We start from the raw sequence: 9,907 nt of genomic DNA, 5'->3' as shown, positions 1-9,907 counted from the left end.
TCAGGAGTTAAGCTGATGCCGCTCTCTTCCGCTACACCGACTCGCCACGACAGGCACGGTCGCTATCCCGAAGCCGCCACGGTTGAAGATTTCCAGTTCAATCTGGCGGCGGTTCAGGCTCGCATCGAAGCGGCCTGTCATCGCGTTGGCCGCGATCCCGCCACGGTGCGATTGCTGCCTGTCAGCAAGACCAAGCCCGAAAGCCGCCTGCGTATGGCGTATAGGGCAGGTTGTCGGGTATTGGGCGAGAACAAAGTGCAGGAAGCGTACGGTAAATGGGAATCTATGCAGGATTTAGCCGATTTACAGTGGTCGGTCATTGGGCACCTGCAAACTAACAAGGCTAAGCTGGTGGCACGTTTTGCTACCGAGTTTCAGGCGTTGGACAGCCTGCGGTTGGCTGAAGCGCTGGATCGTCGTTTGCAGGTTGAAGGACGTTCGCTGGATGTTTTCGTGCAGGTAAATACCTCCGGTGAAGCCAGCAAATACGGCCTGCCTCCTGAGGATGTTCCGACTTTTATTCAGGCGCTCCCCGCATTCTCTGCACTACGTGTGCGTGGGTTTATGACGTTGGCGCTGTTCTCCAGCGAAGCCGAACGCGTACGTCAGTGTTTTATACGGTTGCATCAGTTGCGCGATCGGTTGCAGCAAAATCTCCCTGCCTGCATTGAACTGGATGAATTATCCATGGGCATGTCCGGTGATTTCGAAATAGCCATTGAGGAAGGCGCTACCGTGGTACGCGTCGGTCAGGCAATCTTTGGCGCCCGTCCGTTACCGGATAGCTACTACTGGCCTGACGAACCCCTCACAGAATCACTCGATTAAAAAACCAATGACGAACGTATAGGACGATGCCCATGTATGACGCTTCTCTTACCCTCACCGACTTCGACCCGGAACTGGCCGACGTTATCCGGTGTACCAATAAGGCAGGCGAGATTGTTGCACAGGGATGTGCCGTCCAACCTTAAAGAAATGTGTGCTACCGCTTAATTGTCGTTCAGACGGCGTCTGGGGATTCATCAGGGATGGTAAGCACCACGCGGGCGAGGGTGCCGGAACCTTGTGGTCGATTACTCAGGAAAAACTGCCCATCGTGCAATTGAGCAATGCGTGTCACGATACTCAGTCCGAGGCCGATACCGCCATAGCGGCTGTCCATGCGGACAAATGCCTTGCTCAGCTCACCAACCTTACTTTCATCAATACCCGGACCTTCATCTTCGACCTGCAATTCAAGATGTTGCAATGTTTTCAGACTCACGGTGATCTGGCTGGCTTCCGGGCTATAACGGTAGGCATTTTCTACCAGATTGCGTAACAGTAGCTGAAGGAGGGTGGCATCACCGCGAATGACGGTATCGTCTTGGGGTAAGGTCAACCTCAATGTCTGCTGGCGCTTTTGCAGCATCTCAGTCAGTTCATCCTGCATGGGAAAAATGACGTCTCTCAGTAATGCAACATTCTGGTGATGGCCTGCTGAAAAATCTTGTCCTGCGCGGGCGAGTAACAACAACTGCTCGACAGTTTTCACCATTTTATCAATGCGTTTGATAAGGGCGCTGGCGTCAATCTGATGCTGCTGTTGGTATAATTCGAGATGTAACCGAATACCGGATAACGGGGTGCGTAATTCATGTGCGACATCCGCAGTAAATTGCCTGTCGCGTTTCAACGTTTCGTCCAGACGTTGAAAAAGCTGGTTGATACTGTGTGTGACGGCCGCGATCTCTTTTATGTCACTCTGTTGTGGTAAGGGTTCCAGATTTTCGGCGGTGCGCTCCTGTAATTCTTCCTGCAAACGGGAAAGTGGACGAGTGATCCAATTGACCGCCTGAACACACATGAGCAATGTCAGTATAACCATCACCAGACTTGGAACACTCAACGAGGCAATTGCCTCATTAATTTCTTGATCGATCTGTATGTTCTGGGCGCTGGCGCTGAGCGATTTATCGACTAGCAGGTTGATCTGCTCTTCGCTTTCGTGCCAGAGCCAAAATACGCTAATCATTTGGCAAACCAGTAAAATACCACCCAGTGCCAACACTAAACGCAGACGCATGCTGATGACGGCATCGTCTTTCATGGTTGTTCACCTTTAGTCAGCAGATAGCCAAAGCCTCGTAGGGTTCGGATACGGTCTTTCCCGATTTTTTGCCGCAGGTTATGGATATGCACTTCCAGAGAGTTAGAAGACGGGTCATCGCTCCAGGAGTAAATATCCTGATGCAAAACTTCTCGATGCACCTGAGAGCCTGCTTTTAGTACCAAACGAGACAGTATCGCGAATTCTTTTGGTGTCAGCACGACAGGCTTGCCGTCGACCAAAACCTGCTGATTGTTTAAATCTAGCGTGATGTTGTCAACCTGTATCAAGCTGTTGCTTGAGCCTTGGTTGCGTCGAATCAGCGCGCGTACACGCGCCTGTAATTCCGTCAATGCGAACGGTTTAGCAAGATAATCGTCTGCGCCCACATCCAGCCCATTAACGCGATCGTTGACGTTATCCCGTGCCGTTAAGATGAGCACGGGATGTTGGTAATCGTTTTTACGCCAGCGAGTGAGCAAAGTAAGACCATCTTCGTCAGGTAAACCCAAATCGAGAATAACAAGACTGTAGTGTGCGCTGCTGATGAGCGCATCTGCTTCTTTGGCTGTGCCCGCGCAATCGCAGGCATAACCTTCGTGACTCAATGCCAGTAATAATCCTTCCTGCAACAGCTTATCGTCTTCAACAATCAATAGTTTCATGTTGCCTTGTCCCTGCACGGCTGAAGGATATCGAGCTGAGGCTGATATTCTTTCGTGGCGATACTAAACATCCCCAGTATGGTATGGAAAAGATTATCTTGCGAATACGCCTGCTGTTTCGCGTTCTGGCGCAGACAGGTGTCCTGAATGGTCTGTTGTTGCTGGTAACCCGGCGATAACCACATCAGCATTGGCACGTGCGTTTGCTGCTGCGGCGCAATAGAGTAGGGCATGCTGTGCAGGTAGATACCGTTTTCTCCTAATGATTCGCCGTGGTCGGACAGGTAAACCAGTGAGGTATTAAATTTATCCTGATGCTGTTTCAATAAATTGATCGCTTTATCCACAACAAAATCGACATACAGGATCGTATTGTCATACGTGTTGGTCAGCGCTTCCTGCGTACAGGTTTGAATCTGGTTGGTATCACACGTTGGGGTAAATTTCTTAAAGGCATCAGGGTAGCGCTGGTAATAGCTCGGGCCGTGGCTACCTATCGTATGTAATACGATAATCCCGTCATTATCGAGCTTATTAATATAGTCTTCGACGCCGTGAAATAACGCTTCATCATGGCATTCGCCGTTGGTGCATAGTTCCGGCAGCTTCAGCGATGTCACATCAACGGTTGGCAGACGCGTACAGGCATCTTTGCAGCCGCCGTCATTTTCCTGCCAGAGTACGTTAACCTTTGCCCGTTGTAATATATCCAGCAGCCCTTCCTGATGGCTCGCTAAGTCACCGTTAAAGCTTTGGCGTGGCATGTTGGAGAACATGCAGGGAACAGAGACGCCCGTTGAGGTACCGCACGATGAGGTGTTTTCAAAATAAACCACATTGTCTTTTGCCAGCAGCGGGTTCGTTTCTTTCTCGTAGCCGCCTAGCGAAAAGTTTTGTGCCCGGGATGTCTCTCCCACGACCAGGATAACCAGGTTCTTTTTTGCCGTCGGAGACGGTGACGACACTTTGTGAGCATCCAGGCCGATTTGCTCCAGGGGTAAATTAGCCAGCGCGCTGTGTTTATGGTAGGACAAGCTGGCTGCCACAATGTTGCTGGGCGTAATCGCTTTTACCAGCTCTTTGTTATTACGCATGAACGAGGCGTAATCTTTATAAAATAAGGCCGCGACAGATAAAATGGCGAATAACGAAATAATAACGCTAAGAAAGCGCATGCCAATATAGAGCGTTGTCGGCTTAGCGGGTTTTATTTTTATCCAGATGGCGAGTGCGGCAGGAATGACGCCAATGAAGAATACCCACGTGACAAGCTGTGGCGTAAGCAGCGAAAAAGATTCGCTGGCCGTTGTCTCCAGAATATTCTGGATCATGGTGCGGTCAATGATAATGCCGTAGTTCAACATGAAGTACTGCGCGGCGGCGCCGCTCAGCAGGAAGAAAACAATCACGGCCTTACGCAGATAAGGTACTGCCAGAAGAGTGAAAATAATATTCAGCACCGCGAAGATCACGACGGGCATGCTGAGAAAGAAAGGAATATTGATCCAGTCTGTCATGTCCAGCAGTTGCAGCGTCTGACGATAGTAAGCGATGTTCTGAACCAGAGTAATAAAGGCAGAAAAAATCAGTACGAACGTGATGCTGCTCAGGTGTGGTCTGCCCATCGGTATTCGTTTTTTCATATACGTCTCTCGTGATTTCCATGAGTGAGAGGAAAGAAGACGCAGACTCTAGCGGGATTAAATTAATACAACCTTAAGAGGTAGCCCGTTAAATTCAGGGACGCGAGAGTGGACATTTGCTAGACTATGTCCCTTGTCAATACAAAATAAAGATACCCGTAATACTTCAAGCTGCTTGTGCGTTGGCCGCCTGACTCACCCCAGTCACTTACCTGAGTGAGCCCCGGGGATTTGTGCGGTTGCTGCGTTACAAGGCCATGAATCGGCCTTGCCCTAAAGGGTCAACGCAGAGCGTTGTTCAAAACGCTAACGTTTTGTCACGCAACTCGAATTATTGTGGGGATAATGATGCTGAGGGTGGTGTCTGCCATGTCTAATTCGCTTGTATCTGGCGAATCTTATGAGCTTGATTTGCTGGATGAACGTCCTTTCAGCCAGACGGACTATGAGATCCTGAAATCATATGAAGCGGTGGTTGATGGCTTGGCCATGTTGATTGGCGAGCATTGTGAGATTGTGTTGCACTCGCTTGAGGATCTTAAATGTTCCGCCGTGCGTATTGCGAATGGAGAACATACCGGCAGGAAGATTGGCTCGCCGATTACGGATCTTGCATTGCGTATGCTGCATGACATGGCAGGTGAGGATAGCAGCGTATCGAAGGCCTATTTTACCCGCGCAAAAAGCGGTGTGTTGATGAAGTCAGTCACGATTGCAATCCGTAATCGCGATCAGCGCGTGATTGGGCTGCTGTGTATCAACATGAATCTGGATGTGCCTTTCTCCCAGATTGTGCAGACCTTTATCCCACCTGAAACGCATGATGCTGCATCTTCTGTTAACTTTGCGTCGTCGGTTGACGACCTCGTGGCGCAAACGCTGGAATTTTCGATCGAAGAAGTTAATGCGGATCGCAACGTCTCCAATAATGCGAAGAATCGCCAGATCGTACTGAGCCTGTATGAGAAAGGCATCTTTGATATTAAAGACGCCATCAACCAGGTCGCTGAACGTCTCAATATTTCCAAACACACGGTCTACCTTTATATCCGTCAATTCAAAAGCGGCGACTTCAGCGGACACGAACGTTGATGCTGAGTTACTGTTTGCTGGTGACTGGCCCTGCCTATGGTACCCAGCAGGCGAGCAGCGCGTTGCAGTTTGCGCAGGCGCTGTTGGCTGAGGGGCACAGGCTGAAAAGTGTGTTCTTCTATCGGGAAGGCGTGTTGAATGCCAACCAACTGACGTCGCCCGCTAATGATGAGTTTGATCTTGTACGCGCCTGGCAGCAGTTGGGGGCAACGCATCAGGTGGCGCTGAATGTCTGTGTTGCTGCTGCGCTGCGCCGAGGCGTAACCGATGCACAGCAAGCCACCCAGCTCAATCTTGCCGGTGCAAACCTGCAACCCGGCTTTGTTCTTAGCGGGTTAGGGGAGCTAGCGCAATCGGTACTGACCTGCGATCGGGTTATTCAGTTTTAAGGTAGCGTTATGAAGCGAATCGCATTTGTTTTTACGCATTCCCCACATGGTAACGCGTCCGGGCGAGAGGGATTGGATGCGCTGTTGGCGATGTCTGCTCTGACGGAAGACATTGGCGTGTTTTTTGTCGGCGACGGTGTATTTCAACTGCTGCCGCAGCAGCAGCCAGAGCAGATTTTGATGCGTAATTACATCGCAACGTTTGGCGTGCTGCCGCTGTACGATATCGACAGTTGCTATCTGTGCGAAACGTCCGTGCGTCAGCGTGGATTGAATATCGATACCGACTGGGTTTTGGATGTGGAGCTGTTAGCGCCGGAAGCCTGGCGCAGCAAACTGGCTAGCTATCATTCTATCCTTTCATTCTAGCGACGGATCTCTCCATTTATGCTGCATACGCTCTCATGCTCCCCTTATCACGCTGACCTCGATACGCTATTGCGTAGCTTGGGTAACGGCGATGTTGTCGTCCTACTGCAGGATGGTGTTATCGCGGCTCTGGCTGGTGGCAGCATTATCCATCGTCTTCTGGATTCGTCAGTTCCTCTCTATGCGCTCCGGCCTGATGTCGTAGCGAGAGGCATGGCTGAACAAATTTCAAACAGTGTCGTACTCATTGACTATAATAAATTTGTCCAACTGACAGTGGAGCACCCGCAGCAACTCGCGTGGTAACGCCGAATTTTTGTATATTTCTTGACTCCTTCCACTGCCAGCCCTAAAATTCTGCGTCCTCATACTTTGCCTTGCGCAGACATGAGACGATTTATTACGTGTTTACGAAGCAAAACCCAGGAGCTTTTTTAATGGCAACAATTAACCAGCTGGTACGCAAACCACGCTCCCTGAAGGCTGCTAAAAGCAACGTTCCGGCGCTGGAAGCATGCCCGCAGAAACGTGGCGTATGTACTCGTGTATATACTACCACCCCTAAGAAACCGAACTCCGCACTGCGTAAAGTATGCCGTGTTCGTTTAACTAACGGTTTTGAAGTTACCTCCTATATCGGTGGTGAAGGTCATAACCTGCAGGAGCACTCCGTGATCCTGATCCGTGGCGGTCGTGTTAAAGACCTGCCAGGTGTGCGTTACCACACCGTTCGTGGCGCGCTGGACTGCTCAGGTGTTAAAGACCGTAAGCAATCCCGTTCCAAATACGGCGTGAAGAAGCCAAAGGCTTAATGGTTCTCCGTTAAGTAAGGCCAAACGTTTTAACTTAAATGTCAAACTAAACTCGTAGAGTTTTGGACAATCCTGAATTAACAACGGAGTATTTCCATGCCACGTCGTCGCGTCATTGGTCAACGTAAAATTCTGCCGGATCCTAAGTTCGGATCAGAACTGCTGGCCAAATTTGTAAACATCCTGATGGTAGATGGTAAAAAATCTACTGCTGAAGCAATCGTCTATACCGCGCTGGAGACCCTGGCTCAGCGTTCTGGTAAAGATCATCTGGAAGCTTTTGAAGTAGCTCTGGACAACGTTCGCCCGACTGTCGAAGTTAAGTCGCGCCGCGTTGGTGGTTCTACTTATCAGGTACCAGTAGAAGTCCGTCCGGTTCGTCGTAATGCTCTGGCAATGCGTTGGATCGTAGAAGCTGCTCGTAAACGCGGTGATAAATCTATGGCTCTGCGCCTGGCGAACGAACTTTCTGATGCAGCAGAAAACAAAGGTACTGCTGTTAAGAAACGTGAAGACGTTCACCGTATGGCTGAAGCCAACAAGGCGTTCGCTCACTACCGTTGGTAATCCCTTCGTTGTAGTCATGCTAACCAAGCGGGCGCTAAAAATAGCCAACCCGCTTGGGTTAACTAAATTGAACGCCCTAGTATATAGAGGATACAAATGGCTCGTACAACACCCATCGCACGCTACCGTAACATCGGTATCAGTGCGCACATCGACGCCGGTAAAACCACTACTACCGAACGTATTCTGTTCTACACTGGTGTAAACCATAAAATCGGTGAAGTTCATGACGGCGCTGCTACCATGGACTGGATGGAGCAGGAGCAGGAACGTGGTATTACTATCACTTCCGCAGCGACTACTGCATTCTGGTCTGGTATGGCTAAGCAGTATGAACCGCATCGCGTAAACATCATCGACACCCCAGGACACGTTGACTTCACTATCGAAGTAGAACGTTCTATGCGTGTACTTGATGGTGCGGTAATGGTTTACTGCGCAGTTGGTGGTGTTCAGCCACAGTCTGAAACCGTATGGCGTCAGGCAAACAAATATAAAGTTCCACGCATTGCGTTCGTTAACAAAATGGACCGCATGGGTGCTAACTTCCTGAAAGTTGTTGGTCAGATCAAAACCCGTCTGGGCGCGAACCCTGTTCCGTTGCAGTTGGCGATTGGTGCTGAAGAAGGTTTCACCGGTGTTGTTGACCTGGTGAAAATGAAAGCCATCAACTGGAACGATGCCGATCAGGGCGTGACCTTCGAATACGAAGATATCCCGGCTGATATGCAAGATCTGGCTGACGAATGGCACCAGAACCTGATTGAGTCCGCAGCTGAAGCTTCTGAAGAGCTGATGGAAAAATACCTGGGTGGCGAAGAACTGACTGAAGAAGAGATCAAAAAAGCTCTGCGTCAGCGCGTTCTGAACAACGAAATCATCCTGGTAACTTGTGGTTCTGCATTTAAGAACAAAGGTGTTCAGGCGATGCTGGATGCGGTAGTGGATTACCTGCCATCTCCAGTTGATGTACCTGCGATCAACGGTATTTTGGATGACGGTAAAGACACGCCGGCTGAGCGTCACGCAAGTGATGAAGAGCCGTTTGCTGCGCTGGCGTTCAAAATCGCTACCGACCCATTTGTGGGTAACCTGACGTTCTTCCGCGTGTACTCTGGTGTTGTTAACTCCGGTGACACCGTACTGAACCCAGTTAAATCAGCACGTGAACGTTTTGGTCGTATCGTTCAGATGCACGCTAACAAGCGTGAAGAGATCAAAGAAGTTCGTGCAGGCGATATCGCTGCTGCTATCGGTCTGAAAGATGTAACGACGGGTGACACTCTGTGTGATCCAGACAACGTCATCATTCTGGAGCGTATGGAATTCCCTGAGCCGGTAATCTCCATCGCGGTAGAACCAAAAACCAAAGCTGACCAGGAAAAAATGGGTCTGGCATTGGGCCGTCTGGCTAAAGAAGACCCGTCTTTCCGTGTATGGACTGACGAAGAATCTAACCAGACTATCATCGCTGGTATGGGTGAATTGCACCTCGATATCATCGTTGACCGTATGAAGCGTGAATTCAACGTTGAAGCGAACGTGGGTAAACCACAGGTTGCTTATCGTGAAGCGATTCGTGCGAAAGTTACCGATATCGAAGGTAAACACGCCAAGCAGTCTGGTGGTCGTGGTCAGTATGGTCATGTTGTTATCGACATGTACCCACTGGAGCCGGGCTCAAATCCGAAAGGTTACGAGTTCATCAACGACATCAAAGGTGGTGTAATTCCTGGCGAATACATCCCTGCCGTTGATAAAGGTATCCAGGAGCAACTGAAAGCGGGTCCTCTGGCTGGTTACCCAGTGGTTGATCTCGGTGTGCGTCTGCACTTCGGTTCTTTCCATGACGTTGACTCCTCTGAACTGGCGTTTAAACTGGCTGCTTCTATCGCCTTTAAAGATGGCTTTAAGAAAGCAAAACCTGTTCTGCTTGAGCCAATCATGAAGGTTGAAGTTGAAACGCCGGAAGAGAACACTGGTGACGTCATCGGTGACCTTAGCCGTCGTCGTGGTATGCTGCGCGGTCAGGAATCCAACGTTACTGGCGTTGTGATTCACGCTGAAGTTCCGTTGTCTGAAATGTTCGGATACGCAACTCAACTGCGTTCTCTGACCAAAGGCCGTGCTTCTTACTCCATGGAGTTCCTGAAGTACGATGATGCGCCTAACAACGTTGCTCAGGCCGTAATTGAAGCCCGTGGTAAATAAGCCTCAGGGTTAAAACAAAATCCCGTGCTCTCTCCATAGGGGGAGAGCATTTGAGTAAGGAATATCG

General features: G+C 49.9%; 11 protein-coding genes. 8 read left to right on the top strand and 3 right to left on the bottom strand.

Annotated elements, in window-relative coordinates:
- The first annotated feature begins 15 nt into the window (after positions 1-15).
- Entirely contained in the window at positions 16-828 is an 813-nt protein-coding gene (locus NAL19_RS19165; RefSeq protein ID WP_263058161.1) for a YggS family pyridoxal phosphate-dependent enzyme, read from the top strand.
- A gap of 175 nt (positions 829-1,003) precedes the next feature.
- Here the strand turns inward: NAL19_RS19165 and pmrB are convergent, their stop codons facing one another.
- From pmrB to eptA, 3 genes are read right to left on the bottom strand one after another with little or no spacing between them, the layout of a single operon-like run.
- A complete protein-coding gene (gene pmrB, locus NAL19_RS19160) occupies positions 1,004-2,092 on the bottom strand; it encodes a two-component system sensor histidine kinase PmrB (RefSeq protein WP_225085992.1) in 1,089 nt (362 codons plus the stop codon).
- On the bottom strand, positions 2,089-2,757 hold the full coding sequence (pmrA, locus tag NAL19_RS19155) for a two-component system response regulator PmrA (protein ID WP_263058160.1): 669 nt from the start codon (positions 2,755-2,757) through the stop codon (positions 2,089-2,091). Before pmrA ends, pmrB begins: the two co-directional genes overlap by 4 nt.
- Positions 2,754-4,400: a phosphoethanolamine transferase EptA gene (gene eptA / locus NAL19_RS19150; protein WP_263058159.1), complete on the bottom strand. Its 1,647-nt coding sequence runs from the start codon at positions 4,398-4,400 to the stop codon at positions 2,754-2,756. Before eptA ends, pmrA begins: the two co-directional genes overlap by 4 nt.
- 369 nt (positions 4,401-4,769) lie before the next feature.
- Between eptA and NAL19_RS19145 the strand changes: the two genes are divergently transcribed.
- The 7 genes from NAL19_RS19145 (at position 4,770) to fusA (ending at position 9,840) form a co-directional block, all read left to right on the top strand.
- Positions 4,770-5,492, top strand: a complete 723-nt coding sequence (locus NAL19_RS19145; protein ID WP_010296984.1) for a transcriptional regulator — start codon at positions 4,770-4,772, stop codon at positions 5,490-5,492.
- Entirely contained in the window at positions 5,492-5,881 is a 390-nt protein-coding gene (gene tusD, locus NAL19_RS19140) for a sulfurtransferase complex subunit TusD (RefSeq protein ID WP_180743220.1), read from the top strand. Before NAL19_RS19145 ends, tusD begins: the two co-directional genes overlap by 1 nt.
- A 9-nt stretch (positions 5,882-5,890) precedes the next feature.
- Complete coding sequence (gene tusC / locus NAL19_RS19135; RefSeq protein ID WP_263058158.1) at positions 5,891-6,250, top strand: sulfurtransferase complex subunit TusC; 360 nt, start codon at positions 5,891-5,893, stop codon at positions 6,248-6,250.
- Between the two features lie 18 nt (positions 6,251-6,268).
- Positions 6,269-6,556 carry a sulfurtransferase complex subunit TusB gene (gene tusB, locus NAL19_RS19130; RefSeq protein ID WP_225085987.1) on the top strand — a complete coding sequence of 96 codons (288 nt, stop codon included), beginning with the start codon at positions 6,269-6,271 and terminating at the stop codon, positions 6,554-6,556.
- Positions 6,557-6,687: 131 nt separating this feature from the next.
- On the top strand, positions 6,688-7,062 hold the full coding sequence (gene rpsL / locus NAL19_RS19125; protein WP_005969567.1) for a 30S ribosomal protein S12: 375 nt from the start codon (positions 6,688-6,690) through the stop codon (positions 7,060-7,062).
- A 96-nt stretch (positions 7,063-7,158) separates the two neighbouring features.
- Positions 7,159-7,629, top strand: a complete 471-nt coding sequence (gene rpsG, locus NAL19_RS19120; protein WP_009111198.1) for a 30S ribosomal protein S7 — start codon at positions 7,159-7,161, stop codon at positions 7,627-7,629.
- Between the two features lie 96 nt (positions 7,630-7,725).
- On the top strand, positions 7,726-9,840 hold the full coding sequence (gene fusA, locus NAL19_RS19115) for an elongation factor G (RefSeq protein ID WP_039352652.1): 2,115 nt from the start codon (positions 7,726-7,728) through the stop codon (positions 9,838-9,840).
- The last annotated feature ends 67 nt before the right edge of the window (positions 9,841-9,907 follow it).

The organism is Pectobacterium sp. F1-1 (assembly GCF_025643735.1).
GTDB lineage: Bacteria > Pseudomonadota > Gammaproteobacteria > Enterobacterales > Enterobacteriaceae > Pectobacterium > Pectobacterium colocasium.
Note: the sequence above shows the minus strand (reverse complement) of the source record. Positions and strands in the feature narration are given on the sequence as shown.

What these genes read in the sequence shown, in the direction of transcription:
- NAL19_RS19165 (WP_263058161.1), top strand. Translation starts at nt 16, where the DNA reads ATGCCGCTCTCTTCCGCTACACCGACTCGCCACGACAGGCACGGTCGC.
- pmrB (WP_225085992.1), bottom strand. Translation starts at nt 2,092, where the DNA reads ATGAAAGACGATGCCGTCATCAGCATGCGTCTGCGTTTAGTGTTGGCA.
- pmrA (WP_263058160.1), bottom strand. Translation starts at nt 2,757, where the DNA reads ATGAAACTATTGATTGTTGAAGACGATAAGCTGTTGCAGGAAGGATTA.
- eptA (WP_263058159.1), bottom strand. Translation starts at nt 4,400, where the DNA reads ATGAAAAAACGAATACCGATGGGCAGACCACACCTGAGCAGCATCACG.
- NAL19_RS19145 (WP_010296984.1), top strand. Translation starts at nt 4,770, where the DNA reads ATGTCTAATTCGCTTGTATCTGGCGAATCTTATGAGCTTGATTTGCTG.
- tusD (WP_180743220.1), top strand. Translation starts at nt 5,492, where the DNA reads ATGCTGAGTTACTGTTTGCTGGTGACTGGCCCTGCCTATGGTACCCAG.
- tusC (WP_263058158.1), top strand. Translation starts at nt 5,891, where the DNA reads ATGAAGCGAATCGCATTTGTTTTTACGCATTCCCCACATGGTAACGCG.
- tusB (WP_225085987.1), top strand. Translation starts at nt 6,269, where the DNA reads ATGCTGCATACGCTCTCATGCTCCCCTTATCACGCTGACCTCGATACG.
- rpsL (WP_005969567.1), top strand. Translation starts at nt 6,688, where the DNA reads ATGGCAACAATTAACCAGCTGGTACGCAAACCACGCTCCCTGAAGGCT.
- rpsG (WP_009111198.1), top strand. Translation starts at nt 7,159, where the DNA reads ATGCCACGTCGTCGCGTCATTGGTCAACGTAAAATTCTGCCGGATCCT.
- fusA (WP_039352652.1), top strand. Translation starts at nt 7,726, where the DNA reads ATGGCTCGTACAACACCCATCGCACGCTACCGTAACATCGGTATCAGT.